29 protein-coding genes and 1 tRNA gene are annotated in these 26997 nt (G+C 63.0%); 11 read left to right on the forward strand and 19 right to left on the reverse strand.

Translation table 11 applies throughout. From position 1 onward, the window contains the following. Window positions 1-2: 2 nt before the first annotated feature. The 5 genes from egtD to gluQRS form a co-directional block, all read right to left on the reverse strand. On the reverse strand, window positions 3-962 hold the full coding sequence (egtD, locus tag B6S01_RS10590; RefSeq protein ID WP_037467750.1) for an L-histidine N(alpha)-methyltransferase: 960 nt from the start codon (window positions 960-962) through the stop codon (window positions 3-5). A 3-nt stretch (window positions 963-965) separates the two neighbouring features. Then, window positions 966-2234 (reverse strand): ergothioneine biosynthesis protein EgtB, encoded by a 1269-nt coding sequence (gene egtB / locus B6S01_RS10595; RefSeq protein ID WP_037467749.1) that lies wholly within the window; start codon window positions 2232-2234, stop codon window positions 966-968. 90 nt (window positions 2235-2324) lie between these two features. Further along, the gene (locus B6S01_RS10600; RefSeq protein ID WP_037467846.1) at window positions 2325-2894 is read right to left on the reverse strand and encodes a cob(I)yrinic acid a,c-diamide adenosyltransferase; all 570 of its coding nucleotides are present in this window, start codon (window positions 2892-2894) and stop codon (window positions 2325-2327) included. Between the two features lie 7 nt (window positions 2895-2901). After that, complete coding sequence (locus B6S01_RS10605; protein WP_037467748.1) at window positions 2902-3135, reverse strand: twin transmembrane helix small protein; 234 nt, start codon at window positions 3133-3135, stop codon at window positions 2902-2904. Window positions 3136-3144: 9 nt separating this feature from the next. Then, entirely contained in the window at window positions 3145-4029 is an 885-nt protein-coding gene (gene gluQRS / locus B6S01_RS10610) for a tRNA glutamyl-Q(34) synthetase GluQRS (protein ID WP_051908413.1), read from the reverse strand. 121 nt (window positions 4030-4150) lie between these two features. Between gluQRS and B6S01_RS10615 the strand changes: the two genes are divergently transcribed. Next, a complete protein-coding gene (locus tag B6S01_RS10615; RefSeq protein ID WP_037467746.1) occupies window positions 4151-4717 on the forward strand; it encodes an HNH endonuclease in 567 nt (188 codons plus the stop codon). A 23-nt stretch (window positions 4718-4740) separates the two neighbouring features. Here the strand turns inward: B6S01_RS10615 and B6S01_RS10620 are convergent, their stop codons facing one another. Then, window positions 4741-5484, reverse strand: coding sequence for a Crp/Fnr family transcriptional regulator (locus B6S01_RS10620; RefSeq protein ID WP_037467745.1), 744 nt, complete (start codon window positions 5482-5484; stop codon window positions 4741-4743). A 204-nt stretch (window positions 5485-5688) separates the two neighbouring features. Between B6S01_RS10620 and murA the strand changes: the two genes are divergently transcribed. Next, window positions 5689-6972, forward strand: coding sequence for a UDP-N-acetylglucosamine 1-carboxyvinyltransferase (gene murA / locus B6S01_RS10625; protein WP_037467744.1), 1284 nt, complete (start codon window positions 5689-5691; stop codon window positions 6970-6972). Beyond that, on the forward strand, window positions 6965-8488 hold the full coding sequence (locus B6S01_RS10630; protein WP_037467743.1) for a PAS domain-containing protein: 1524 nt from the start codon (window positions 6965-6967) through the stop codon (window positions 8486-8488). The genes murA and B6S01_RS10630 overlap by 8 nt, the downstream gene beginning before the upstream one ends. On the opposite strand, the gene B6S01_RS10635 is transcribed toward B6S01_RS10630, so the two are convergent. The 3 genes from B6S01_RS10635 to B6S01_RS10645 form a co-directional block, all read right to left on the reverse strand. After that, entirely contained in the window at window positions 8433-8870 is a 438-nt protein-coding gene (locus tag B6S01_RS10635; protein ID WP_037467742.1) for a response regulator, read from the reverse strand. The two genes, B6S01_RS10630 and B6S01_RS10635, sit on opposite strands and share 56 nt — an antisense overlap. A 69-nt stretch (window positions 8871-8939) precedes the next feature. Beyond that, the gene (locus tag B6S01_RS10640; protein ID WP_037467741.1) at window positions 8940-9170 is read right to left on the reverse strand and encodes a hypothetical protein; all 231 of its coding nucleotides are present in this window, start codon (window positions 9168-9170) and stop codon (window positions 8940-8942) included. Between the two features lie 3 nt (window positions 9171-9173). Further along, window positions 9174-9791: a DNA-3-methyladenine glycosylase family protein gene (locus tag B6S01_RS10645; protein WP_037467845.1), complete on the reverse strand. Its 618-nt coding sequence runs from the start codon at window positions 9789-9791 to the stop codon at window positions 9174-9176. A gap of 75 nt (window positions 9792-9866) precedes the next feature. Here B6S01_RS10645 and B6S01_RS10650 point away from each other — a divergent pair, with 75 nt between their 5' ends. After that, window positions 9867-10184 carry a 2Fe-2S iron-sulfur cluster-binding protein gene (locus B6S01_RS10650; protein ID WP_037467740.1) on the forward strand — a complete coding sequence of 106 codons (318 nt, stop codon included), beginning with the start codon at window positions 9867-9869 and terminating at the stop codon, window positions 10182-10184. Window positions 10185-10207: 23 nt separating this feature from the next. Here the strand turns inward: B6S01_RS10650 and B6S01_RS10655 are convergent, their stop codons facing one another. Both B6S01_RS10655 and B6S01_RS10660 read right to left on the reverse strand, forming a co-directional pair. Then, entirely contained in the window at window positions 10208-10954 is a 747-nt protein-coding gene (locus B6S01_RS10655) for a hypothetical protein (protein ID WP_037467738.1), read from the reverse strand. A gap of 56 nt (window positions 10955-11010) precedes the next feature. Then, on the reverse strand, window positions 11011-11751 hold the full coding sequence (locus B6S01_RS10660) for a TrmH family RNA methyltransferase (protein WP_037467735.1): 741 nt from the start codon (window positions 11749-11751) through the stop codon (window positions 11011-11013). Between the two features lie 107 nt (window positions 11752-11858). Here B6S01_RS10660 and B6S01_RS10665 point away from each other — a divergent pair. From B6S01_RS10665 to B6S01_RS10690, 6 genes are all read left to right on the forward strand, one after another. After that, window positions 11859-11945: transfer RNA gene (locus tag B6S01_RS10665), tRNA-Tyr, on the forward strand. A gap of 98 nt (window positions 11946-12043) precedes the next feature. Beyond that, on the forward strand, window positions 12044-12364 hold the full coding sequence (locus B6S01_RS10670; protein WP_037467733.1) for a DMT family transporter: 321 nt from the start codon (window positions 12044-12046) through the stop codon (window positions 12362-12364). Window positions 12365-12434: 70 nt separating this feature from the next. Beyond that, a complete protein-coding gene (gene bglX / locus B6S01_RS10675; RefSeq protein ID WP_037467731.1) occupies window positions 12435-14705 on the forward strand; it encodes a beta-glucosidase BglX in 2271 nt (756 codons plus the stop codon). A 65-nt stretch (window positions 14706-14770) separates the two neighbouring features. After that, complete coding sequence (locus B6S01_RS10680; protein WP_037467729.1) at window positions 14771-16639, forward strand: ABC-F family ATP-binding cassette domain-containing protein; 1869 nt, start codon at window positions 14771-14773, stop codon at window positions 16637-16639. Between the two features lie 42 nt (window positions 16640-16681). After that, the gene (locus B6S01_RS10685; RefSeq protein WP_037467727.1) at window positions 16682-17155 is read left to right on the forward strand and encodes a MaoC family dehydratase; all 474 of its coding nucleotides are present in this window, start codon (window positions 16682-16684) and stop codon (window positions 17153-17155) included. A 113-nt stretch (window positions 17156-17268) separates the two neighbouring features. After that, window positions 17269-18519, forward strand: a complete 1251-nt coding sequence (locus B6S01_RS10690) for a glycosyltransferase (RefSeq protein ID WP_197053230.1) — start codon at window positions 17269-17271, stop codon at window positions 18517-18519. A gap of 12 nt (window positions 18520-18531) precedes the next feature. Here the strand turns inward: B6S01_RS10690 and B6S01_RS10695 are convergent, their stop codons facing one another. The 3 genes from B6S01_RS10695 to B6S01_RS10705 all read right to left on the reverse strand — a co-directional run bounded on the left by B6S01_RS10695 (window position 18532) and on the right by B6S01_RS10705 (window position 20430). Beyond that, window positions 18532-18963, reverse strand: a complete 432-nt coding sequence (locus B6S01_RS10695) for a hypothetical protein (RefSeq protein WP_037467726.1) — start codon at window positions 18961-18963, stop codon at window positions 18532-18534. A gap of 1 nt (window position 18964) precedes the next feature. Then, window positions 18965-19882, reverse strand: a complete 918-nt coding sequence (locus B6S01_RS10700; protein WP_051908410.1) for a sterol desaturase family protein — start codon at window positions 19880-19882, stop codon at window positions 18965-18967. 101 nt (window positions 19883-19983) lie between these two features. Continuing rightward, window positions 19984-20430: a nuclear transport factor 2 family protein gene (locus B6S01_RS10705; protein ID WP_051908408.1), complete on the reverse strand. Its 447-nt coding sequence runs from the start codon at window positions 20428-20430 to the stop codon at window positions 19984-19986. A 201-nt stretch (window positions 20431-20631) separates the two neighbouring features. On the opposite strand from B6S01_RS10705, the gene B6S01_RS10710 reads away from it, so the two are divergent. Continuing rightward, on the forward strand, window positions 20632-21831 hold the full coding sequence (locus tag B6S01_RS10710; RefSeq protein ID WP_231568048.1) for a GGDEF domain-containing protein: 1200 nt from the start codon (window positions 20632-20634) through the stop codon (window positions 21829-21831). Between the two features lie 272 nt (window positions 21832-22103). Here B6S01_RS10710 and B6S01_RS10720 read toward each other — a convergent pair whose 3' ends face one another. The 5 genes from B6S01_RS10720 to B6S01_RS10740 are packed head-to-tail and all read right to left on the reverse strand — an operon-like array spanning window position 22104 to window position 26984. After that, the gene (locus B6S01_RS10720; protein ID WP_231568047.1) at window positions 22104-24272 is read right to left on the reverse strand and encodes a penicillin acylase family protein; all 2169 of its coding nucleotides are present in this window, start codon (window positions 24270-24272) and stop codon (window positions 22104-22106) included. Continuing rightward, entirely contained in the window at window positions 24269-25039 is a 771-nt protein-coding gene (gene arsH / locus B6S01_RS10725; RefSeq protein WP_037467724.1) for an arsenical resistance protein ArsH, read from the reverse strand. Before arsH ends, B6S01_RS10720 begins: the two co-directional genes overlap by 4 nt. 45 nt (window positions 25040-25084) lie before the next feature. Next, a complete protein-coding gene (gene arsB, locus B6S01_RS10730; protein ID WP_037467723.1) occupies window positions 25085-26149 on the reverse strand; it encodes an ACR3 family arsenite efflux transporter in 1065 nt (354 codons plus the stop codon). A gap of 10 nt (window positions 26150-26159) precedes the next feature. Next, window positions 26160-26609, reverse strand: coding sequence for an arsenate reductase (glutaredoxin) (gene arsC / locus B6S01_RS10735; protein WP_037467722.1), 450 nt, complete (start codon window positions 26607-26609; stop codon window positions 26160-26162). Beyond that, window positions 26610-26984 carry an ArsR/SmtB family transcription factor gene (locus B6S01_RS10740; protein WP_037467721.1) on the reverse strand — a complete coding sequence of 125 codons (375 nt, stop codon included), beginning with the start codon at window positions 26982-26984 and terminating at the stop codon, window positions 26610-26612. Window positions 26985-26997 lie beyond the last annotated feature (13 nt).

Here is a 26997-nt window from a genome sequence, read left to right on the forward strand (position 1 = left end):
CGTCAGGCGGCCGAAGCAAGAATCAGCGAAAACAGGCCTTCCGCGTCGGACCATTGACGGATCGGATTCCAACGGCCCGCGCGCAGCAGCAACCGTTCGTCGCGCGGCCCATATTTGTGGCTGCTTTCGCTATGGATTGTCTCCCCCGCCTCCATTTCGAAGCGACGGCCCGCGACATGGAAATGAAGCGGCCGCAGCGCCTCCAGATGCATTTCGATGTGCGCCTTTTCATCGTTCCATATGGCCCGATGCGCAAAACCATCCAGCGGCATGTCGCCATCCAGCTCACGATTGATGCGGGCCAGAAGGTTGAGGTTGAAGGCCGCCGTCACGCCAGCCGCGTCGTCATAGGCGGCGATCAGCCGGTCGGGATCCTTGACCCGGTCCATCCCGATCAGCAGCAACGCGTCGTCCCCCAGCAATCGCCGCATGGCGCGCAAAAGATCGACTGCGCCCGCAGGCTCCAGATTGCCGATGGTCGATCCGGGGAAAAAGCCGAGGCGGGGCAGGCCCTCTACGCCCGCGGGCAATGAAAGGTCGGCGTTGAAATCCCCCACCAGCGGTAGCACGGGCAGGCCCGGAAAGACGGAGGCAAGCGCAGCGCTGCTGGCGTGGAGAAATTCGCCGCTGATGTCGATCGGCACATAGGCGGCTGGTTCAATCGCTTGCAGCAGATGGGGCGTTTTGCGCGCGCTGCCCGCGCCAAATTCTATGACGGCGCGGCCTGGCCCGACAGCCGTGGCAAATTCCGGCCCGTACCGCTGCAACAACGCCGTTTCCGTGCGGGTGGGATAATATTCAGGCAGGTCGGCAATCGCCTCGAACAATTCAGAGCCGCGCTTGTCGTAGAACCAGATGGGCGGGGTGGCCTTTGGAAAACGGGAAAGCCCTTCAATTATGTCACGGCGAAAGGCTGGGTCCACGGCAGGCACCGGGGAAGCCGCTTCTCGGGTCAACACCATCCGTCAAAGATCCTTGGCCAAGCGCAGCCCGGTAAATTGCCAGCGCTGATGCGGATAGAAGAAATTGCGATAGCTTGCGCGGACATGCCCACGCGGAGTGGCGCAGCTGCCGCCCTTCAGCACGAACTGGCCGGACATGAACTTGCCGTTATATTCGCCGACCGCGCCTTCGTCCGCCTGGAAGCCCGGATAGGGGCGATAGGCGCTGCCGGTCCATTCCCAAACGTCGCCGAACATGCGGGTCAGCGCCGCGCCGCCGTCGGTCGCCTGTGGGCGGGGGCAGGTGGGCCCATCCAGTTGATTGCCGCTGATGGGCGCGACATTCTGTGCGCCGCTTTCCCACTCCTCCTCGGTCGGTAGCCGCGCGCCAGCCCACCGGGCATAGGCGTCGGCTTCATACAGGCTGATGTGGCAGACGGGCGCGGCCGGGTTGACGGGCTTGCGTCCGTCAAGGCCAAAGCGGGTCCAGCCCTGTGGCTCGTGCCGCCAGTAAAGCGGCGCCTCGATACCTTCCGCCTGAACCCAGGCCCATCCGTCCGACAGCCAGTGCGCCGGATCCCGATAGCCGCCATCATCGATGAAGCTGATCCATTCGGCGTTCGTGACTGGCCGATGGGCCAGCGCATGCGGGTGAAGCAGCGCCTTGTGCCGGGGCCCCTCGCAATCGAAGGCGAAATCGGTCCTGCCATCATCGCCAATCTCCACCAGCCCCTGGCGGCCTTCGATCCAGTGGATGGGACCGGGCAGCGCCGCGGGCATGTCGTTGGGCGCGTCGAACAGGGCTGGCTCCAGCGGATTGATCGAGAAAAGATGCTGGATATCGGTCAACAGCAATTCCTGATGCTGTTGTTCATGGTGCAGGCCCAGCGCCACCAGCGTCTGCGCCTGCGCGCCCATGTCTGGGAGGGCAGCGAGCAGCGCCGCATCGACATGGGCGCGATAGCGAAGGATGTCGTCGAGCGACGGGCGGGTCAGCAGGCCGCGCAGCGGTCGGGCATGGCGCGGTCCTTCGCCTTCATAATAGCTGTTGAACAGATAGGCGAAGCGCGGGTCGAACGGCTGGTAATCGGCCGCGTGATCGCGCAGCACGAAGGTTTCGAAGAACCAGCTGCTGTGCGCCAGATGCCATTTTGCGGGGGACGCGTCGGCCATCGACTGGACCGTGGCGTCCGCGTCCGATAATCCGGCCGCCAGCGCCTCGCTCAACGCGCGCACATCCCGGTAACGGGGCGCCAGATCTTCTTCCCCCGGCGCCATCCGGCTTTTTGCCATGCTTGCCCCTTCCGACAGGTTCGTGCTGCACTTGCAAAAACAAGCGCATGAAGCGGGAATTAGGTTCCCGGCAAGCGCATCGGAAATGGTTCAGCGCGACGCGCCGGGCACCCATTTGACGTCGCCCGCGCCATTGCCGTTCAGGCGGCGCGCGAGAACGAACAGCAGGTCGGAAAGGCGATTGAGATAGGCGAGCGCCTGTGGATTGAGCGCGACCTCCGCCGCGGCGGCCGTTGCGCTACGTTCAGCCCGGCGCGTGATGGCGCGGGCAAGATGGACAGCGGCGGCGGCGGCCGATCCGCCGGGCAGGATGAAGCTGTCGAGCGGTTGCAGATCGGCGTTCATCGCATCGATCTGCCCCTCAAGTCGCTCCACCTGGCTGGCGATGATGCGCAGCGCCCATGGTTCGTCCTCACCCTCTGGCATGGGCGTGGCCAGGTCCGCACCAAGATCGAACAGGTCATTCTGAACCATGGTAAGCCAGTCAGCTTCCGGCGCCTTGCCGATTGCCACAATGGCGAGCCCGATTGCGCTGTTCGCTTCATCGACGTCGCCCACTGCCTGCATGCGCGGCGCGTGCTTGGGCAGGCGCGATCCATCGACAAGGCCGGTGGTGCCCGCGTCGCCGGTGCGGGTGTATATCTTGTTGAGCTTCACCATGAGCGGATCAGCCATTGCCCTTCATCAGCAGCAGGATCGCCACGATGATGATCGCCGCCGCCTGGAACAGGATGCGGTTCATCATCATCTTGTTCTGCTTGAGGCTGGAGGCGCTGGGCCCATCGTCGGGCGCATTCAGCTGCTCCTTGGAAGCCTGCAGAAAGGCGATGATGCCACGGATCAGCGCGAACAGGGTCGCGGCCATGGCGAGGATGAGGGCAATGACAAGAACTGTATTCATGGCGCGAATCTAGGCTTTGGCCAGTGAAATGCCAACTGGAAAGGTCGCGTTGCGCAGATCGGTCGCCAGGCGCTGCGGATCGACGCCTTGCGCCCGCAAATCCGCGATCGCGATCGATCCGTCCCGTTTGGCAAGCCGCCTGCCATCGGCCCCGACCAGCAGCGGATGATGGCAGTAAACAGGCGATGGCAGGCCGAGCAACGCCTGGAGCAGCCGGTGGATATGGGTGGCGGCAAACAGGTCCGCCCCGCGCAGCACATGGGTCACGCCCATAGCGGCATCATCGAGGGTGCAGGAAAGATGGTAGCTGGCCGGTGCGTCCTTGCGCGCGAGAACGACGTCTCCGGCGCTCAGCGGATCGGCTGGCATGACTTCGGCTTTGACTGGCTCCGCCCCGGCGGGAGGGAAGGGCAGATTTCTCCACTCCAGAGGGCCGGTTTGCGCCACCGCCTTCGCCATGTCGAGGCGCCAGGCGTGGGATTGCCCAGCGGCGATCCGCTCGCCGCGTTCGGCGGCGGACAAGGTTCGGCAGGCGCCGGGATAGATGGGGCCTTCGGGACCATGGGGCGCGGTCGCGCTCGCAGCGATGTCGGCGCGGGTGCAGAAGCAGGGATAAAGCAGGCCTTGAGCGCGCAGGTTCGCCAGCGCGATTGCATAGTCGTCCAGCCGGGTCGATTGAAAGACGATCTCTCCATCCCACCCGACCCCCAACCAGTTGAGGTCGTCGATTATGGCCGCGACATGCTCCGGGCGGCTGCGCGTACCATCGATATCCTCGATCCGAAGGCGAAACGAGCCGCCATTCGCGCGGGCCAGGTCCATGGCCAGCAGGGCCGACCAGCCATGGCCGATATGGAGCCTGCCGGTAGGGCTTGGCGCGAAGCGAGTCACCATATGCTGTGGCAAGAGGGAAAGCGTCATACAGGCCCTTGACGGGTCGGGGTGGTTAATGCTGTCATGTTGCCGTCACGTTCCTGATCAATCAGGGCATGGCAATGGGGGTTTGAGGGTTCTTATGTACCATCCCGACCTGATACGGCACCCGGAAAACTGTCCGGCACTGGTCCTGAACGCAGACTATACGCCGTTAAGCTATTATCCCTTGAGCCTTTGGCCCTGGCAAACCGCCATCAAGGCCGTTTTCCTGGAACGGGTGGACATCGTCGCCAGCTATGAACGGGAAGTCCACAGCCCCAGCCTGCAGATGAAAATCCCTTCGGTCATCGCGCTCAAGCAATATGTGAAACAGTCCGAGCATCCTGCCTTTACCCGGTTCAACCTGTTTCTGCGCGATCGCTTCGCCTGCCAATATTGCGGATCGCAGAGCGACCTGACTTTCGACCATGTCATTCCCCGTCGCGCGGGCGGGCGCACGACCTGGGAAAATGTCGCGACCGCCTGTTCGCCCTGCAACCTGAAAAAAGGCGGGCGCACGCCCAGGGAAGCGCATATGCAGCTGCACGTGACGCCGATCCGTCCGACCAGTTGGCAATTGCAGGAACATGGCCGCGCCTTTCCACCCAACTATCTGCATGAAAGCTGGCGTGACTGGCTATATTGGGATGTCGAACTGCTGGCCTGAACGGATGAGCGGCGACGGTTTCGTCACCCGCAACCCAGCGCGGGGATCCAGTCCAGATCGATATCCTTGTGCCGATTGGTATAATGGCCGATTTCTTCCAGCCGGGCGATGTCGAGCAGCGTGATGCGTCCGTTCGATCGGCTGATCAGCCCTTCCTGTTCCATCTGACGCACCATGCGGTTCACATGAACGGAGGTGAGGCCAATCGCGTCGCCAATCTCTTCCTGCGTCAGGCGGAGATCGAAGCTGTCGGTAATCCCGTCGTCGGTGACGCGCAGCCTGTCGAATATGTCCAGCAGAAAGGACGCGACACGGGCCTTGGCCGACGTCCGCCCAAGTGACGCAAGCCGGTCGGTCAGCGCGACCTTTTCCGAATTGGACAGCAGGAACAGCAGCGCGGCGACGCGGGGATATTCCTCCAGCAGACGGCGCAGGGCGTGCTTGTCGAACGGACAGACGATCGCGTCGGTCAAGGCCACCAGCGATTCCGGCGCCTTGCTGTAGATGGTGCTGGCCGACCCGATGAAGTCCCCTGGGAAATAGACCCTCAGGATCTGGCGGCTGCCATCGGGCAGGATGACGAAGCTCATCACCCGGCCTTCGCGCAGCACGAACAATTCCGTAACCGTTTCATTGACCCGCTGGATCATCGCGCCGCGCTTAACCTTGCGTGGGTTCTCTTCCAATCTTGTCAGCGCATTTCTTTCCGCATCCGAAAGGGTTACGTTTTTCGCCAGCCTTTCCGCGAAACAACTCGTCGCCACCAAAGCACCTTTTTTAAAATTGTCGTTACGATGGCAAAACGCCCCTTGCGTCTTTTGGCTGCATTTACGGGCGCTGCACTAAACTCGATCAACATCGCGCGGGCGAAGGTGAAATGTTTCCACAATCTATTCAGGAGGTGGCGACCGGGCTGCCGCTGGCCTTGTCCCGCCTTGCGCGGGATGGAATTAACGTTAAGAACCCAGCCGATGGACCGCATTATCATTCGCGGCGGCAAAGTGTTGAGCGGCCGCCTTCCCATTTCCGGTGCGAAGAACGCCGCGCTGACGCTGCTGCCCTGTGCATTGCTGACCGACGAGCCGGTTACGCTGCGCAATCTGCCGCGCCTGGCGGACGTCGATAGTTTCGGGCATCTGCTGAACCAGCTGGGCGTTTCGACGATGATCGAAGGCGCGCGGCCGGAGGATTTCGGGCGGGTGATGACCCTGCGCGCGGGCCGGGTTACCTCGACCGAAGCGCCCTATGACATCGTGCGCAAGATGCGCGCGTCGATTCTGGTGCTGGGGCCGTTGCTGGCGCGCGCAGGCGAAGCGCGGGTTTCCTTGCCCGGCGGCTGCGCGATCGGCAACCGACCCATCGACCTGCACCTGAAGGCGCTGGAAGCGTTCGGCGCGATCATCGAGATAAATGCAGGCTATGTCCGCGCCAGCGCGCCTGATGGCGGCTTGCCGGGTGGCATCTACACATTCCCTGTCGTGTCGGTTGGCGCGACAGAAAATGCGGTGATGGCGGCGGTGCTGGCCAAGGGCACCTGCATCCTGGAAAATGCCGCGCGCGAACCGGAAATCGTCGATCTGTGCAAATTGCTGATCGCGATGGGCGCCGATATCGAAGGCGTGGGGACCGACAAACTCACGATCCACGGCCGCGACCGGCTGCATGGCGCAACCTACAGCGTCATGCCCGATCGGATCGAAGCGGGCAGCTATGCCTGCGCCGCGGCGATAACCGGCGGCTCGCTGGAACTGGCGGGCGCATGCGCTGACGACATGCACGCGATCCTGGCCGCCTTGCGCGATGCAGGCGTGCAGGTCGATGAACTCAAGGACGGCATCCGAGTGTCGGCCAACGGCAAGCTGAAGCCCCTGACGCTATCGACCGCGCCATTCCCCGCCTTTCCGACGGATATGCAGGCGCAGTTCATGGCGATGCTGACCAAGGCGGACGGTGCGTCGGTGCTGACCGAAACCATATTCGAAAACCGCTACATGCATGTGCCGGAACTGGCGCGCATGGGGGCTGACATCGGCGTGAACGGGCGCACCGCGGTCGTGCGCGGCGTCGACAGGCTGGTCGGCGCACCCGTCATGGCCACGGACCTGCGCGCTTCGATGAGCCTGATCCTTGCCGGACTGGCGGCGGAGGGAGAGACGCAGGTCAATCGCGTCTATCATCTCGATCGCGGCTATGAGCGGCTGGAGGAAAAGCTGTCGGCCGTGGGCGCCGACATCGAACGGGTCAGCGATGGCTGACGGCCGGGGGCTGGAGACGGATCGCGCCGCTCTGTTGGCGCATTATGATCTGGACGCCGGCGGCTTTCGCACGCTGGACCAGATAATCGATTTTGCTGCGGCGCTTTGCGAAGCGCCAATCGCGCTTGTGAGCATCGTCGAGGATGATCGCCAGCGGTTCCTGGCGAGAACCGGACTGGATGCGGAGGAAACGCCGCGCGACGTCTCATTTTGCGCGCATGCGATGCACGGCAGCGACATATTCGTCGTTCCCGACGCCCGGATGGACCCCCGCTTCGCCGCCAATGCGCTGGTAACCGGGCCGCCCCACATCCGTTTCTATGCAGGCGCGCCGCTTATGGACGGCGAGAGCATGCCGCTGGGCGCGCTGTGCGTCATCGACGATCAGCCGCGCGACGACCTGACGGCGTTGCAGCGGCAGGGCCTGTCGCTGCTCGCGCATCAGGTGATGGTGGAGCTGGAGGGAAGGCGTCGCGACCGGGAGGTGATCGCTCGCCAGGCCAGGGACGCCCAGGCGGTAGCCGAAAGCGACCGGCTGTTCCGCACCTTGGCGGACGCCATGCCGCAGATGGTCTGGTCGACGCTGCCCGATGGCTATCACGACTATTATAATGCCCGCTGGTATGAATATACCGGCGTTCCGCACGGATCGACCGATGGGGAGGGTTGGAGCGGCAATTTCCACCCGGACGATCGCGAAGCGGCCTGGCCGCGCTGGCGTCATTCGCTGGAAACCGGCGAGCCTTATGAGATTGAATATCGCCTTCGCCATCATAGCGGCGAATATCGATGGACGTTGGGCAGGGCGCTGCCGATCCGCGATGACGAAGGCAGGATCACGCGCTGGATCGGCACCTGCACCGAAATCCACGAGCAAAAATTGATGATGGAGGAGCGCGAGATCATCGCGCATGAACTGTCACACCGGATCAAGAATATCTTTTCGGTGATATCGGGCCTGATCGGCCTGTCAGCGCGTCAGAATCCGGAAATTCGCTCCGTGGCGGACGACCTTCGCGCCCGGATCATGGCGCTTGGCCGCGCGCATGATTTCGTCCGGCCGCATGATGCGGACGAGCAGGGCGAGCTTCAGCGGGGGCGATTGCGCGGAATATTGGAGCAGATTTTTGCCCCCTATGACGACGCAGGCAAGAGCCGCTTCATATTTTCAGGGGAAAATCCGGCCATCGACGACCGGTCGGCCACGCCGCTGGCGCTGCTGTTCCATGAACTCGCCACCAACGCCGCCAAATATGGCGCACTGTCCGTCCCGCAGGGGCGCGTCCATGTCAATGTGCGGGGCGAGGATGCCGATGTTCGCGTCGATTGGCGCGAGGAAGGCGGACCAAGGGTCGAACCGTCTGGTGAAGAGGGCTTTGGCACCCGCCTCATGCAACTTACCGCAGAACGGCAGCTGGGCGGGCGGATGCGGCGGGACTGGCGGCCCGAGGGCCTGCTGGTCAGCCTGTGGATCCCATCCCGTTCCATGAGCCGGACGGTGGCGGGAAAGGTGTGAAGCCGTATATTTCGGCGCTTTCCAGGTCATTTTGATTGGAAGCGACGAGGCGGAGCGTCGCGGCGATGCTCTGCGGGCGGAACGGTTTGGTGATGACCCCCAGCGCCGCTTCGGATGCGGCGCCGATCTGGGCAGGGTTCGCCGTCACATAGATGACGCGCACGCCATATTGCGCGGCGAGCTCCATGCCGATGGATGGCCCCGTGGGTCCGTCCCGAAGGTTGAGGTCAACCAGCGCGATGTCGCAATCGGCCGCAGCGATGAGCGCGCTTTCCCGGTCGGCTGCAATGGCGCTGACCGAGAAACCGGCATCCTCGACGATCTGTTCGATTTCCAGCGCGACGAAAATTTCGTCTTCTACAATCAGGACCTTTTTGCTCATGCCTCTGCCCACGATCTGGAGCCGATAAATGTCGGAACTGGCAGCTGGTTCCCTCAAAGGTCAAAAAAGTCAGGACGATGCTTCGTCCGTCTGGTTCGTCCAAAGCGTTTCGAAGCGCGTGCCGTGCATCAGCAGGACGGTGGCAGGGTAGCCGCCCTCGGCCGCCTTGCGCGCGGTATCGGTTGCATTTTCGACCGCCGCCTCTTGCGTCGCGAAGGGACCGAAATAGCGATTGTCCAGATTGATCTTCCAGACGCCTTCATGTTCAAGGACGATATAACGGGCATGGGGGAAGGACATGGATCAGATAACCTCTGTGTTATAATGGTGCCACGCCATGATGGCGGCGGCGCCTCTATGGGGACGCCAGCGATCTGCCAGCGCGCGTGTTTCCCGTTCGCTCGGCCGTTCGGGAAGGCCCAGCATCCGGCCAACCTCAATCTGGACGGCAAGGTCTCCTGCTGGCCAGACGTCCGGGCGACCCTCGGCGAAAAGCAGATAGATTTCCGCTGACCACCGGCCAATCCCCTTGACCCGCGTCAACAGGGCGATTGCTTCTTCATCATCCTGTGGCAGGGCGTGCAGGTCCAGCCCGCCGCTCGTCACCAGTTCGGCGAGGCTGCGGGCATAGCCCTGTTTCTGCCGCGACAGCCCACAGGCGCGCAAGGCGTCGTAATCGCGGGCGAGCAACTCGCCTGGCGCACATCCTTCGCCCAGTTCCTGTCCCAGCTTCCGCCACACGGCTGCTGCTGCGGCGACGCTGACCTGCTGACCGACGATGGTGCGCAGCAGGGTTTCATATCCCGGCTCCCTCATGCGCGGCGCGGGGTAGCCGACCCGCGCCAGCGCGGCGGCGAAACCGGGTTCGAGGACGGCAATCGCGTCCAGGCTGGCGCGCAGCTGCTCTGGGGTAGTCACCATGGTCTGCTGTTCCGGCTCTTGATTTATTGCCACCCCCGCCTATGAGCGGCGGGTGAATTGTTAGGATTGAGGTACATGCCTAAACTGATTGTGGTCAACCGTTCGGGTGAAGAGCAGGCCGTTGAGGGCGATAACGGCCTGTCGGTGATGGAAGTCATCCGTGACAATGGCTTTGACGAATTGCTGGCGCTGTGCGGCGGCTGCTGCTCCTGCGCGACCTGCCATGTCTATGTCGATCCCGCCTTCGCCGACAAGCTGCCCGCGATCAGCGAAGATGAGAACGACCTGCTCGACAGCTCCGACAATCGTAATGACAGCAGCCGCTTGTCCTGCCAGCTGGTGATGAGCGCGGAACTGGACGGTCTGCGCGTCACCATCGCGCCGGAAGACTGAAATCCCCGCCGACGGGGCGCCCCTTATCGGCTGACGCGCAGCGTCGCCGTGGGCGCCTCGCTGGTCAGCGGCGTCACTTTCCAGACGATCCGTTTGCCATCGGCCGTGCTTTGCGCGCCGTCTTCCTGATTCTGGCTGACGACTTCCGCGTTGGTGGTCAGCGTGAATGTGCCGTCGAGCGCCTTGGCCGCGTCGTCGCCCGGCCCGCTCTGGCCCATCGGCTCGCGGCTCTTGTCGAAATCGTTCGAATAGCCGGGCGCTTTTACCCGCACCCGATCATCGCCGCGCAGTTCGACGGCGACGAAGGGCAGGACGATCTTGGCATCGCTGTTAAAGGGAAACAGGAAGGCGTGGGTGAGCCGCCCGCTGATCGCATAATCGATCTCGAAGCGGTTATTTCCCATATAGCGGGCGGAGCGGAACCCCTTTTCCTTCGATAGCGCGGTCGCAATCGCCTGCATTTGGGCGTCGTCCCTTTTGTCGCGGCTGTTGTCGAAGGGGTCATCGTCGCCCTGTTGCAGCGCGGTCTTGCGCCAGGCGCTGTCCTTCTTTTCCGGCGCGCTGTCGCCAAGCGGGTCATTGCCCGGCGTGCCTGGAGAACTGCCCAGCCCCTTCATGTCGGACGACAATATTTCGCCCTTGTAGGTGAAGCTGAACTGCCGGTCGGCGCGGATGTCTAGCGTCGATTCGAACTTGCCCGGCGTGACCAGGCAAGCGCCCAGCATGAGGCAGCAGGCCAAAGCGCTGGCGGCGCGAAGAAAACCGGCCATGTCGTCCCCCTTGTTCGCGTGCGCCTTTGGCGGAAGCGCAGCCTTTACCCTGGGCGCTACCGGCTGGCGGCCGCGTACAGGGCGATAGCGGCCGCATTGGAGACATTGAGGCTCTCCATCCGCGGGCTGATCGGCAGTTTAGCCAGAATATCGCAATGCGCCATGCTGTTGTGACGCAGCCCTTCGCCTTCCGCGCCCAGCACCAGCGCGACGCGCGAATCGCCGATTGCCTCGGCCAGGTTCGTATCCGCCTCGCCGTCCAGGCCGATGCGCCAATAGCCGGCTTCCGCAATCTCATCGAGGGCGCGGGCCAGGTTCACGACGCGTACCCAAGGTACGATTTCCAGGGCTCCCGACGCGGATCGAGCCAGGACGCCCGATTCAGGCGGCGCGTGGCGGTCCTGCGTCACGATGCAGAGCGCGTCGAAGGCCGCCGCCGAACGCAGGATCGCGCCGACATTATGCGGGTCAGTCACCTGATCCAGCACCAGCACCGGGCGCTTGTCGTCAACGCCCGCCTCCAGCGCGTCACCCAGCCATACGTCGTCCAGCGGCTCGACCTCTGCGACGATGCCCTGGTGCGGCGCATCGGACGGCACCATGCGGCCAAGGTCGGCGACGTCGGCATAGACGATGGGCAGGATCGGCGGCAGGTCGAGCGCGCCCAGCGCGTCCCGCGTCCCCCATATCTTGCGTACGACGCGATTGGGATTGGCCAGGGCCGCAATGACGGCATGGCGACCGTAAAAGCGGGGAAAGTTGCCCTTGGGCTTTGCGCTGCGTTGTCCTCTTTTCATGCAAGCGCTCTTTTCACATCGGACCATTGACAGGCAAGCCTCCTTTCGCCATTGAGCGCGCCTCCAGCGCGGTAAATGACGTTTTTTGTCTGCCGCGTAAGGGCACTGGACAGGTGGCCGAGTGGTTAAAGGCAGCAGACTGTAAATCTGCCCGGGTTTCCCGTACGCTGGTTCGAATCCAGCCCTGTCCACCACCCTTGGGGCCTGCTGGCCCTGTCGGGCGCGCCGCCTCTTTCGGGTTTCCGGCCCGCGCGCCTTTCGTCCGAGCCCGTTTGGAAGAAGGAACGCTGTGATGGCGTGGCTTGTGCTGGGCATTGCCGTTTTTACTGAAATCTGCTGGGCGCTCAGCCTGAAATGGGCGGCGACCATCGGCAGCTGGCAGGCATCCTCCGTGCCGATCGTTTTGAGCTTCCTCAACATGGCGCTGCTGGCCTTTGCCATGAAGGGCCTGCCGGCGGGCACGGCCTACGCCATCTGGACGGGGTTGGGCGCGGTCGGCGTGATCATCGGCGGCGTCATCCTGTTCGGGGACCGGGTGACGCCGGTGCAGGCCGGTTTCATGGCGCTCACCGTCGTCGGCGTCATTGGCACGAAGCTGTTCGCCCCGGCCTGAACCCGGCCCGGCAACATAAGGCGCGGCGGGACGTTGGCCGCAGAGCCTTCATCCGTTACGCTGTCGTCCAATGACCATAGATCGTCGCACGCTCCTTGCCGCCGCCCTGACTGGCTTGGCTGCCCTGCCGTTTCCCCGCCGTGCGTTCGCCGCCGCCGATGTTGCGCGCGTCGATGACCTGATCGGGCGCATGACGATTGAGGAAAAGGCGGGGCAGATGACCTGCCTGACCGACAGCTTTCGTCCCTATAACCCGCCCAATCCGCAGGTCGGCATTCAGGATGAAAAGCGGCTGTCGGACGAGGTGCGCAGGGGCCGGGTCGGCTGCCTGTTCAACGGCATCGGCGTCGCGGGCGCTCGCCGCGCGCAGGATCTGGCGGTCAAGGAAAGCCGCCTTGGCATCCCGCTGCTGCTGGCGGGCGACGTTATCCACGGCCTCAAGACCATCTTCCCCGTGCCGCTGGCCGAGGCCGCGAGCTTTGACCCTTCGCTTGCCCAACGCACCGCGCGGGCCATGGCGCAGGAAGCCAGTGCGGCGGGGCTTCACCTGACCTTCGCGCCCATGGTTGATGTCGCGCGCGACCAACGCTGGGGCCGGGTGGTCGAGGGGGCGGGGGAGGATGTCTATCTGGGCAGTCTGTTCGCCGCCGCGCGCGTTCGCGGTTTCCAGGGGCGCGACCTGCGCCGCGACGACAGCCTGCTCGCCTGTCCGAAGCATTTCGCCGCCTATGGCGCGGTCGCCGCTGGCCTTGAATATGGCAGCGTCGATATTTCCGATGAGACATTGCGCGAGACGCATCTGCCGCCCTTCGGCTCTGCATTCGCGGCCGGCGCGCTGACCACCATGGCCGCCTTCAGCGAGATCAACGGCGTCCCGGCGACCGCCGACCGGGAACTGCTGACCGATCTGTTGCGTGGGGAGATGAAGTTCCGGGGCTTTGTATTTTCCGACTATACCGCCGACGAGGAACTGATCGCCCACGGCTATGCCGAGGATGAGCGTGACGCGGCGCGCCTTGCTGTGCTCGCAGGCGTCGACATGTCGATGCAGAGCGGCCTTTATATCCGCCATCTGCCCGATCTGGTGAGAAGCGGCGCGGTGCCGATGGAGACGGTCGATGTCGCGGTTCGCCGCATCCTTTATGTGAAGACCGCCATCGGCCTGTTCGACAATCCCTATCGGTCGATCAGCGAGGACGCTGAGAAAACCCGCATCGCAACGCCCGCCCATCGGGCGCTTTCACGCGAAGCGGCGACGCGGTCGATCGTGTTGCTCCAGAATAGCGGCGTCCTGCCGCTCGATCGGGGAAAGCGGCAGAAGATCGCGCTGATCGGCCCGTTCGGAGAAGACCGCGCGAATTTGTATGGACCCTGGGCTTTCTACGGCGACAAGGAGAAGGGCGTGGACATCGCCGCCGGTCTGCGCGCGGCGATGGCGGACCCGGCCCTGCTCAGCATCGCCAAGGGCTGCGAGATAGGCGCGCCGATGGACGGCGGGATCGCGCAGGCTGTGGAGGCGGCGAAGGCGGCCGACATCATCCTGCTGGCCGTCGGCGAATCGCAGGACATGTCGGGCGAGGCGCAGTCGCGTACCGTGATCGAACTGCCCCCGGCGCAGCAGATGCTGGCGGATGCGGTTGCCGCTACCGGCAAGCCGATGATCGTGCTGTTGCGCCATGGCCGCGCACTTGCGCTGCATGGTTCGGTCGCCAGTGCGCAGGCAGTGCTCGCCACCTGGTTTCTGGGATCGGAGGCGGGCCACGCCATTGCCGATATCCTGTTCGGCCGGGTCGATCCGTCGGCCAAGCTGCCGGTCAGCTTTCCTTGGGAATCGGGGCAGGAGCCGTTCTTCTACGACCGCAAATCCACTGGCCGCCCCGTGGTGGACAACCGCACCGAATATCGCGCGCGCTACACGACCACCGACAACAGCGCGCGTTATCCGTTCGGTCATGGACTTAGCTATACGACGTTTGCGCTGGATAAGCTGAAGCTGTCGGACAAGGCGTTGCGCTGGGATCGCGCCATCGAAGTGACGGTGCGGCTTACCAACAATGGCGACAGGCGCGGCAGTGAGGTGGTGCAGCTTTATATCCGTGACCGTGTCGCCAGCCGCACACGCCCGGTGCGCGAACTCAAACGCATGGAGCGCGTGACGCTGGGGCCGGGGGAAAGCAAGATCGTGCGCTTTTCCCTTTCGCGCACGGACCTGCAATTTGTCGGCGCAGGCAGCCGCATCATCGCGGAGCCGGGCCTGTTCGACGTGTGGGTTGGCCAGTCGTCCGTTGGCGGCCTGCATGCGCAATTCACCCTTTATGCAGCGGAACCAAACAAAGCCTAGCGCGCGACCATCATCCTGAACCCTGGCCCCTGACAAGCCGCGCAACACCTGCTACGGGGCCGCCCATGCTGAATCTCAAGGACATTACTGTGCGCCTCGGCGGCCGCACCATTATCGACCGCGCAGGCGTTGCCTTGCCCCCGCGCAGCCGCGTGGGGCTGATCGGCCGCAATGGCGCGGGCAAATCGACGCTGATGAAGGTCATGATCGGGCAGCTCGACCCGGACGAGGGCAGCTGCGAAATGCCGCGCGACACGCGCCTTGGCTATATCGCGCAGGAAGCGCCCACGGGCACGGCGACTCCGTTCGAAACCGTGCTTGCCGCCGACAAGGAGCGCGCCGCGTTGATGGCCGAGAGCGAGGCGACGCATGATCCCGATCGCCTTGGCCATATCTATGAGCGGCTGAACGCAATCGACGCCTATACCGCGCCCGCGCGCGCCGCGCGCATCCTCGTCGGTCTTGGCTTCGATGAAGAGATGCAGGGCCGTCCGCTCGACAGCTATTCGGGCGGGTGGAAGATGCGCGTGGCGCTCGCCTCGCTGCTCTTTTCCAATCCCGACCTGCTGCTGCTCGACGAACCGAGCAACCATCTCGACCTCGAAGCGACGCTGTGGTTGGAGAATTTCCTCAAGGCCTATCGCGGCACCGTGGTTGTGATCAGCCATGAGCGCGACCTGCTCAACAACGTCGTCGATTACATCCTGCACCTGGAAGGGGGGAAGGTCACCCTTTATCCCGGCGGCTACGACGCGTTCGAGCGGCAACGCGCCGAACGGCTGGCCCAGCAGGAGGCGGCACGCGCCAAGCAGCAGGCGGAACGCGAAAAGTTGCAGGATTATGTTGCGCGCAACTCGGCCCGCGCTTCCACCGCCAAGCAGGCGCAGTCGCGCGCCAAGGCGCTGGCCAGGATGCAGCCAATCGCCGCCGCCATCGAGGACCCGACGCTGCATTTCGGCTTCCCCAGCCCGCCCGAACTGCGCCCGCCGCTCATCACCATGGACATGGCGGCGGTCGGCTATAATGACACGCCGGTTTTGAAGCGCGTCAACCTGCGCATAGACCCCGACGACCGGCTGGCATTGCTTGGCCGCAACGGCAACGGCAAGACGACGCTCGCCCGCCTGATCGCCGCGCAGTTGAAGCCGATGGAAGGGGCGATGAACGCGTCGGCAAAGATGAATGTCGGCTATTTCACCCAATATCAGGTGGAGGAACTGGACGTCACAGATACGCCGCTGGAACATATGACGCGCGTGATGAAGGGGGCGACGCCCGGTGCGGTACGCGCGCAGCTGGGGCGCTTCGGTTTTTCCGGCGAGCGGGCCACGCAGAAAGTCGGTTCCATGTCGGGCGGCGAACGGGCGCGGCTCGCGCTGGCGCTTATCACCCGCGACGCGCCGCATCTCCTGATCCTCGACGAGCCGACCAACCACCTCGACGTGGACAGCCGCGAGGCGCTGGTGCAGGCGCTCAATGAATATTCCGGCGCGGTGGTGATCGTTTCGCACGACCGGCACATGATCGAGCTGGTCGCCGATCGGCTCGTGCTGGTCGATAACGGCACGGCGCAGCCCTTCGACGGCAGCCTGGAGGATTATACCGACATCATCCTGCGCAAGGCGGACGGCAACAGCAGCAGCAGCGATACGCCCAAGGTCGATCGCAAGGCGGAAAAGCGCAACGCCGCCGAATGGCGCGAAAAGCAGAAGGCTGCGAAAAACGCCGTCAGCAAGGCGGAAAAGGAAATGGCTGCGCTGACGGCCGAGCGCAGCCGCATCGATCAGGCGCTGTTCGATCCCAAGGCCGCGACCGGCGCCGAGGCCAGGATGACGACGAGCGAACTGATGGTGAAGCGCGCTACGCTCGAACAGAAGCTGGAAGCCGCCGAGGAAGTCTGGATGCAGGCGAGCGCGGCGCTGGAGGAGCTGTAATTTCTGGCCTATCAGGGGCGTGACGCAGAGAGGAGCGCGCCTGTGGCCGGATTATATTTCGAGGAGCTGACGCCGGGGCTGGAAATTGAACATCCCTGGTCGCGTACGGTCACCGAAACGGACAATATCCTCTTTTCCAGTTTGACCATGAATGTGCAGCCGTTGCACATCGATTCCCATTTCGCGGCGCAGACCGAATGGGGCCGGCCGCTGGTCAACAGCCTGTTCACGCTGGGGTTGATGATCGGCATGTCGGTCAACGACACCACGCTGGGCACCACGGTCGGCAACCTGGGCATGACCGATGTCATTTTCCCCAATCCGGTGTTCCAGGGCGACACGATCCGCGTGCGCAGCAAGGTCCTGTCCGCGCGCGAAAGCAAGTCGCGGCCGATGACCGGCATCGTCGAATTCGAGCATGTCGCACGCAATCAGGACGGCAAAATCGTCGCCCAATGCCGCCGTCAGGCGATGATGCGGAAACGTCCGATGGAGGCGGGCGAGGGGACGACATGAACTGACGGCTTGGGCGGGGGCGAAAGAAGGCCGCCTCATCAATTTTATCCACTGGCATATGCTGAATGGCAGCTTTCCTGAAAGCGGCCGCCCATCCTATTCTCGCATCGATAATGGCGTTGACCGGGGGTGGGTGCGGCATGGACGAGGCAGGCGCGAACTACGAACAGGAGGCGCAAGCCCAAAGGATCGCCATCCTGACCGTTGCGACCAATATTCATGCGATCCGGTGGATCAATGCGCTGGCCGGACGAGGCCTGGACCTGATCGTCATTACGCAGCAGCCGCCGTTGCCGGGCGACTATCATCCGTCCGTGCGTTTTGCCCTGCTGCCGTTTCGCGGGCGTTTGGCCTATCTCCTGAATGCCCTCGTACTGCCCCGCATTTTCGCCAGGACCGGCGCCCCGCTGCTGCATGTCCATTATGCGGGCGGCTATGGCGCGACCGTCTGGCTGTCGGGCATCCGCAACAGCCTGGTCTCCGTATGGGGCGGGGACGTCTATGATGTGCCGGGACGCAGTGCGCTTCATCGGCGGGCGGTTTGCGGGGCGTTGGAAAAAGCGGCACTGATTACATCGACCAGCCATGTCATGAAGGCGCAGGTGGAACGGCTGGGCGTTTCCACCCCGGTTGATGTCGTGCCGTTTGGCGTCGATACCGAGCGTTTCCGGCCCGGTCTCCGCCCGAAGACGCAAGACCGCCTCGTCATCGGCACGGTCAAGACGCTGGCCCGCAAATATGGCATCGACACGCTTATTCGGGGCTTCGACCTTGCTCTTCGCGATCCCCATTTCCGCGCGCTCGACCCGGAATTGCATCTGGTCGGAGGCGGCACGGCAAAGCAGGAATATGAGCAGCTCGCCGCATCACTTGGCCTTGCCGACCGCATCCGCTTTCATGGGCAGGTCCGGCATGAGCAGGTGCCCGCGATCCTGTCCGGCTTTGACATCTATGCCGCCATCAGCCGCGACGACAGCGAAAGCTTCGGCGTCGCCATCATCGAAGCGAGCGCCTGCGGCTTGCCCGTGCTGGTGTCCGACGCTGGCGGCTTGCCGGAAGTGGTCGAGAACGATGTCACTGGCATCATCATTCCTCGCGATGATCCGGCCGCCGTGTCGCGCGCCTTGCTGCGGCTGGCGGCAGACCCTGCCATGCGTCAAAAAATGGGAGCTGCGGGCCGACAGAGGGTGATGCGCCTCTATGAATGGTCCGGCTGCGTTGACGCGATGATCGCCATCTACACGCGGATCACAGGGAGTGGCGTCATGACCGGCCGGCAAAATGGGTTCGCCCGGCTCGTGCAGAGGACGACCAAAGCGCGCGAGCCGTCGTGCTTTCCGACCCGCTTCGCAAAGGGCTTGTGAGATACCGTCGCTTCAGTTCCAGACGAGCAGGATGATCGCGAGAAAAACAAGGCCGAGGAACAGGTTGAGCGGGATCAGACCGCGCATGGCGGCCCGACGCGCCGGATCGGCGAAGCGCAACACGATCATCGCCGGGGCCAGCATGAGCCACAATTCCGCCGTCACCACGGCCAACGCCAGGGCGAGGCCAGTTGCAGGCCCATGGCTCTGCGTCATCACCGCATAGGTATGCTGGGGCAGGGGCGACAGCCGCCCGGCCATCATCAACCCGATGCACATCGGCACGATGAATATCAACGGCACCAGCCATCCGGGGCCGCTGATGATATTGCTGATCCTGCCTCCGCATCGCTCCGCCCCCGGCCAGCTTTGCCGAATCGTGGCGGCCAGCGGGAACAGCATCAGCAGGGGGATGAGCGCGGCAAATCCATTCACTCCCGCCATGTCAGTTTTCCGCCGTGCCCCTAAGGCCGCGATCGATCACCATGGGGTCGGGCGCGTGGTTCGCCTGAAAGGTCTTGCCTGGTTTGCCCAGCAGCACCTTCAGCTTGGCGGTCAGTCCGGGCGCTGCCCGGACGTCCTGGACCAGGTAGCGGAACTCATGCGTCAGCACCTTGGCCGGGTTGGGGGATCGGGGCTGGCGAGTGATGCCGAAAACAGGCGGTTCGCTGTCCTCCAGACGCTGATAGGTGCCAAAGGCGTGATCCCAGATCATCAGCAGCCCGCCATAATTTCTGTCGAGATAGATGGGATTGCACGCATGATGCACGGCATGGTTGCTGGGCGTCACGAACAGCCATTCGAACCATGGCGCCAGCCGTCCGATGCGCTGCGTGTGGCAGAATGTCTGGAACGCCGGAATGTTGATGGCCATCAGCACCAGCACGACCGGGTGGAATCCCAACAGCGCCAGCGGCGACCAGGTGAGCAGCCTGTAAACGGTCGAAAAGGGGGTGTGGCGCAGGTTGACGGTGAAGTCGTAGGTTTCCGCCGAATGATGGATCGAATGATCGGCCCAGAAGATGCGCAGTTCGTGCCCTGCACGGTGGAAAATGTAAAAGGCCAGCTCGCCCACCAGGAAATAGACAGGCAGCGTCCACCAGCTCACCGGCACCCGCAGCGGGGTCAGATGCCAGATGGCCGTCAGCGCGGCGATCAGCAGCGTGTTGGCGATGATGCCTTCCAGTAACGGGCCCAGTGGGAAGAACAGGTAATTGTGGCCGGTCTCGCGGCTGAATGGCTTTAGTCCCTCGCGATGGCGCAGATATGCTTCCGCGATCAGGCAGAACAACAGCAATATGCCCCCGCCAAAGCCGAACAGGGCAATCGCCTCAACCACATTCTTCACAAATGCGTCGTCCATCGCTCTCCCCCGAGCCATGCCTTTTTCATCCGGCTGGCTTTCGGGAGAGAATAGGCTCCCTTGGGGCGGCTGCCAAGGTTCTTCGGCAGCCGGCCGCTTGTTCAGCCAGCATCGACACGCAGCCGTGTCAGGCGGATTTCCTTGATCCGCCACCCGTCGGCCAGCCGCACATAACGCTCATGATAATGGCCGTAGCCATGCATCCATCGGAATGGCAGCGGCGCCCCTTCCTCGACCCACAGCTTGTCTTCCATCGCCCAGATGCCGCTTGCCTCCGTTTCCGTCTCGATGCGGATTTCGGGCATATGGCCGTGATGGACGGTGCAAACCTGTTGCAGCATCGGCGCCAGTTGGGCGACATAGGCAGCGGCGCCATGGATCAACATGGCTTCGTTCCACTCGCCGGACGCAGCGCGAAAGTCGGCGATCAGGTCGGGGGCGAACGTCGCCTGCAGGCCCGCCCAGTCCTTCATGTCCATGGTTCGGAAATAGCGTGCCTTAAGAGCATGAATCTCCAGAATGGCGGCGGCCTTGTCATTATCGGTCAAGCATCCCTCCTCATTTTCGTCGTCAGCGGCTTACCTGTTAATTGCGCCGATGCCGCTGAAAAGATAGAACTTCTCAAATTCGAAGCGGACCCTTAGGTGAGGTGGCAGGTTTCGGGTCTGGGGCGTTAGATGACGATGCGCCGATTTGCCTGGAACAGGATTTGACGCGGATTTTCCATGAAGCGCAGCTGGTTAATTAAGATGACGCGGGCGCCGGTGGGTGCGCTGTCCAAGGGTGTGATGTCCCTTCCCATGCCCGACGCGGTCTATTGCGAGCTGGTCGCGGCATTGTTTCACATGCGGTTGCCGATAGCTGGCATGGGCATCCTGTTCGGCCTGGCTGGCATGACGATCTACATGGAACATGGCGGTGTCGTCATTGGCCTTGTTACGGCGGCAGCGGTGATCGTCACGATCGCGCGGCTGATATTGCTGACCGCTTACCGCCGGGAAGCGCATCGGACCGTTCTGACCGTTGAGCGGGTGCGGCAGTGGGAACGGCGCTATGCCATGGGCAGCTATGCCTTTGCGACGTTGCTGGGCGCGCTCAGCGCGACGGTGCTCATCATGCATTCGCCGCTCCACCATCTTGTAGCGGTCAGCCTGATCTTCACCTTTGGCGCGGGTATCGTTTCGCGCATCGGGGGCAGGCCGCGAATCTGTGTGATCAGCCTGCTGCTGGCGACAGTGCCGACCATCGCCGCCCTGGCGCTGCACGCCCGGAACCCCGACGCGGGGCCGATGCATGCGGAATATTTCGTCATAGAGGCGCTGCTGGTCGCCGTCGTGACGCTGCTCAGCCTTGAATCGGTGCGCCATCTCTATCGTTCGGATGTGGAGCGCCTGATCGCGAAGCATGACCTTGCAGACCTTGTGCGGCAGGACGCGCTGACCGGACTTCCCAACCGATTGCTCCTCAGGGAGCGTTTTCAGAACAGCCTGAGCGTCACTGCGTCTAAGGACAGCCAACTGGCGGTCCATTTCCTCGATCTGGACGGGTTCAAGGTCATCAATGACCGTCATGGTCATCCCATGGGCGACGCGGTCTTGCGTGAGGTGTCGGTTCGGTTGCGGTCGACGGTGCGATCGGTGGATACGGTTGCACGGATCGGCGGCGACGAGTTCATCGTCGTGCAGGAAGGCGTCCAGCATGAAGGCGAGGCCGAGATGCTGGCCCGCCGCATCATCAAGCAATTGAGCGCGCCCTATATGTTGATGGACGAACCGATCTGCATATCCGTCAGCATCGGCATAGCGATGGCGCCGCGTCATGGCGTGGACCTTGAGCATCTGACCGCCTGCGCCGATGCTGCGCTCTATCGCTCCAAGCGAGGCGGCAAGGCACAGCTATATTTCTGCACACAGGAAGATGTCGCCAATGCGGGGCGCGCCGTGGCCTGATGCCGTGGCGGGGCTCACGCTAGCCTTCCTTGAACGCGCCTTCAAAGGCGAATTAATCGGCTGGTTTGCGGGTCGCCGGGTTCTTCTCGCGCCTGTAGCGCTGGGCAAGTGCCAGCGATTTCGCGGCATGGGCTATAATGAATCCCCGATCCACGGCGGTTTGAGAGACACAGGTTAAAGCTGCACGGCTACTGGCGTTCGGGAACCAGCTGGCAGCGCCTCCGCCCCAACGTAGGCGCTGCCGATTGCGGAAAGCCGTTCGGGAAGGCTCGTCAGAAGGCGTGCTTCTCCTCCAGATGGTTTTCGACATCGGCGCGTGCGATCCAGAGTGTGCGGAACTTCTTCTCGCTCAACAATTGCAGCTGATCGCTATTGTGCTTCGATCCGGGCTGACTGCTATTGCCATAGCTCATCAGGCCCACCGCTTTCATCGGCGTGCCGAACTCGACCATCGACACCCATGTTTCGCCATGGACGGGCGTGCGCTCGCCATTCTTCATGGGCCCCCATGTGATCGTGCGAAATACGCCCATATTGCCGAACCCGCCACTGGCCGGGACGCTGACGTCGCCGATACGGAAACGCGACACATCGCCATAGGGCCGGTCGATCGCGCCATATAATTCCCTGGTCTTGCCCGCCGCCTGCTTCAGCATGACGACGGCCGCCGCAGGATCCTTCAGGCCGCGCGGCGTTTCCAGCGGATCATTGAGGGTCCATTTGACGGCATAGTTTGATTGATCGGTGAAATTTCTGGGTGAAAAGATTCCGGCCCAGGTTTCGAATAACAAAGCCGCCCGGCTGTCAGGTTCGAAACGGTGATCCCACGCCTTGAGCAGTGCCACCGCAGCCTGAACGTCGGCATCGCCCGAACCTGCGGCAGCAGCCAGCAGCTCGGGCAGCATCCGGCCCGCCATCAACGATGTGGTCGTCACCTTGCGCGCAACGAAATCGTCAAAGCTGATCTTGTCGGCCTTGGTCATCAGCTTGACCGACAGCTGGGCGCGCTGGCTCATCGGCCCCACAGGCGCGACATAGGCGGGATAGCTTTTGGGATCGAGCGCCCGAGGCCAGGTGGCCAGCCACGGCGGATCATTGGCATTCTGTACGAAGCCGGTGGCGGGATCGAGCAGCTTGGGCATCTCATCATAGCTGTGGACGTCCTTCCACAGGGTTTTCGATGTGTCGCCAGCTACGGGGGCAGACCAATATTTGAGGTCGCCGCCATCATGCTTGGGCAGCAGGCCGTTGTCGAGATAGAGAATATGGCCCGCACGGTCGGCGTAGATGATGTTGAACATCACCACCTGCATCCTGCGCAGCGCCTTTTCGAACGTCGCCCAGTCGCGCGCCTTGCCCATGTCGAGATATTGCTGGAGCACGCCCGGCCGATCCAGTCCGGCGACCTTTAGCGCGATTGTCGTCTTGCCGTCGGGCAGGGTGAATAACGGGCCGTGGACCGTGCTCTTTTGTTCGAAGCTGACCGTCTTCGTCGTGCCGTCGCCTTGCTTGACCTTGTAACTCTTCACCACCGACTTGAAGGGCTGGGTCTTGCCGTCGAAGCGATAGCCGCTGCCTTCCAGCGTCAGCTTGTAGCTGGTGAAGCCCAGCAGCGTGTTGACGGTGTTGGTGAAGCCCAGATCATTGTTGAAGGCGAAGCGCAGTACCGGCAAGCCGACCTGCGTCGCGCCATAGATGGCCATGCCCGGCGCTGTGATCTGCGCCTCGTAATAAGTAAGCTGGCTGGGCGCCCAGGGCAGGTGCGGGTTGGCGAGCAGCATCGCCTTGCCGCTGGCCGAGCGGGACGGTGCGACGGCCCAGGCGTTGGAGCCGCCCGCTTCGTTGATCGACGGATCGGCCAGCACCTTTCGATCAGACGCTATATAGCCGAAATTCATAAGACGCTGCGCGTGGGCGATGATGTCCACGCCCTTCAAAGGCAGCACAATCTTCACATCGGGGTCGATCGCCTCGGGATGAGCCGCTGCATAGGCATTCACCCCGGCCGCGAAGGCTTCGAGATTCGTCTGCATCTGGGGTGTCTGGCGTTTGAACCACAGGGCGGAGCGTTCCGGCACGTCATTGGCGACCAGCCATTTGTCCTGCTTTTCATATTTCTCGCCCCAATATTCAGCAGCGCGGGCGCGGCTTTCGCCATACATGCGCAGCAGCAGATTTCCGTGGCTTTGCGCCTGGGCGTAGCCGAAGCCGTAAAAGCCGCCTTCCTCGGTCCTGGCGTAGATATGCGGCACGCCGAAACTGTCCCACAAAATCTCGCCCCCGCCCCATCTGGCCGTGGGCGCTGCGACCGATGCGGTCATCGCGGTGGAAGCGGCCAGCGTCGCCAGCCAGATCGTCATGTGGCGCATCGCAATCAGTCTCCCGTCAATGCAGAAAAATGCGCCGCCCCTGAAATGCCCGGCGGCGCGCAGCCGGATCATGTTCCGGGCGCATTTTGGGGAGCGGTCGCAATGGAAGACAAGTCGCTTGATGTATCGACCGGGATGCCCGCTTCGCACCGTTCGGAATAACGATCGACCAGCTGCTGTGCATGCGGACGCAGCAGGACTGTAAAGCGCACCAGCTCTTCAACTACATCGACAATGCGATCATAATAGCTCGACGGCTTCATGCGGCCATCTTCGTCAAATTCCGTGAAGGCCTTGGCCACGCTCGACTGGTTGGGAATTGTGAACATCCGCATCCACCTGCCCAGAATGCGCAGTGTGTTGACGCTGTTGAAGGACTGCGAACCCGCGCTGACCTGCATCACGGCAAGCGTGCGCCCCTGCGTGGGCCGCATGCCCTTATAGGCTAACGGGAGATGGTCTATCTGGGCCTTCATGATCCCCGTAATCTGTCCATGCCGTTCCGGGCTGCACCAGATTTGTCCTTCCGACCATAAGGAATGCGTGCGCAGTTCGGCGACCGCAGGGTGATCGTCCCCGTCGACCTGATCGGGGAGCGGGAGTTCCGACGGATCGAATATTCGCGTTTCGCATCCGAAATATTGGAGCAGGCGCGCAGCCTCTTCCACCACGAGCCGGGAGTAGGACCGCTCCCGCAAACTGCCGTAGAGGAGCAGTATGCGCGGTGGCGGATCCAGTTCGCGAAGGCCCAGCGCCGGGCGGCGATGGGCAAATTCCTGCTTTAACGCTGGAAGTGTGCCGGGATAGGGCAAGTCGCGAAGGTAGCGGAAATCGGGCATGATCTGCGGTCAGGCTCCTTCAGCCGGGTTTAAAGCCATGCTCGCTCAAGCTGCGGCAGGCACGGTATCGGGGAACCACCGTCGTCCGAACCAGAAGGCGACATTGACCAGCAGGATCAGCACCGGCACCTCGACCAGCGGCCCGATCACGGCGGCAAATGCGACCGGGGACGCCAGCCCGAAGGCCGCGATGGCGACCGCTATGGCCAGCTCGAAATTATTGCCCGCCGCCGTGAAGGCGACAGCAGTGGTGCGCGGATAGTCGCTGGCGATCAGCTTGCCCATGAAGAAGCTGATCGTGAACTGGACGACGAAATAGATCGTCAGCGGTATGGCGATGCGCAGGGCGTCACCGGGCAGGGTAACGATCTCGTTGCCTTTCAGACTAAACATGGCGACGATGGTGAACAGCAGCGCGACCAGAGTGATCGGGCCGATCCTGGGCAGGAACACGCCTTCATACCAGTCGCGCCCCTTGGCGCCCGCAAGCCATTTGCGGGTCAGATAACCGGCAAGGAAGGGGATGCCCAGATAGATGGCCACGGCTTCCGCGATGGTCCAGAAGCTGACGTCGATGACGCTGCCTTCCAGCCCGAACAGCGGCGGCAGGAAAGCTAGAAAGAACCAGGCATAGACGCTGAAGAACAGGATCTGGAAGATGGAGTTGAACGCCACCAGCGCCGCGACATATTGATTGTCGCCCTTTGCCAGCTGGTTCCAGACGATCACCATGGCGATGCAGCGGGCCAGGCCGATGAGGATAAGGCCGGTCATATATTCCGACTGATCCCGCAGGAAGATGACCGCCAGCACGAACATCAGGACAGGGCCGATGATCCAGTTCTGGATCAGCGAAATGGCCAGCACCCGCTTGTCCTCGAACACCCGCGGCAGTTCCTCATAGCGCACGCGCGCCAGCGGGGGATACATCATCAGGATGAGGCCGATGGCGATCGGGATGTTGGTGGTGCCCCAGGACAGGCTGTTGATGACCTGTGGCAATCCCTCGACGCTTGTTCCTAGGCCGACGCCCAGCGCCATGGCGAGGAAAATCCAAAAGGTAAGGTATCGGTCCAGAAAGGACAGGCGCGGAGATCTGCTTGCGGTCATTGCTGTTCCATCAGCTATGAGGTGGCATGGCGGTGGGCACGCGGTTGCCCGTGGCGTCGATCACCTGTTCGCCATCCTCCTTGCTGAAAGCGCCGCGCTGCGCCGCCGGGATCAGGTCGAGGACGGCCTCTGAAGGGCGGCACAGCTTCACCCCCAGCGGAGACACGACCAGCGGCCGATTGATAAGGATGGGATGCGCCATCATCGCGTCGATCAACGCCGCGTCGGAGAGGCCTTCATCCCCCAGCCCAAGCTCGGCATAGGGCGTGCCCTTTTCCCGAAGGAGGGCGCGCGGCGTCATCCCCGCGCGAACGATCAGGCTTTCCAGCATGGCGCGGGAGGGCGGCGTCTTGAGATATTCGATGACATGCGGCTCGATACCGGCATTGCGGATCATGGCCAGCGCGTTGCGGGACGTCCCGCACTCGGGATTATGGTAGATGATGATATCGGTGGTCATTCACTTTGCTCCGCTTCTCGCACATGCGCCTTCATCTTCACCAACAGCATCGCAGGCGATCGTGGACAGCAGGTCGGCGCAGGCGCGTGGGTCGCCCTGGCAGCAATCCGCCATCAGGAATGTGAGCAGCGCCTGCATTCCCGCATAGTCGGCGGCATAATGGATCTGTCGGCTTGTCCGCCAGGATGTGACGAGTCCGGCCAGTTCCAGCTTCGCCAGATGATGCGACATGGTGGAGGGCGGAACATCCATCGCGTCTGCCACTGCGCCCGCGATCATACCGTCGGGACCGACCTTTATCAGCAGGCGGAACACGGAAAGGCGCGTTTCCTGCGCGAGTGCGGCCAAAGCCGCCACAGCCTTGTCCTGATCCATGGACCGTCCACCT

Source organism: Sphingobium herbicidovorans (genome assembly GCF_002080435.1).
GTDB classification, from domain to species: domain Bacteria; phylum Pseudomonadota; class Alphaproteobacteria; order Sphingomonadales; family Sphingomonadaceae; genus Sphingobium; species Sphingobium herbicidovorans.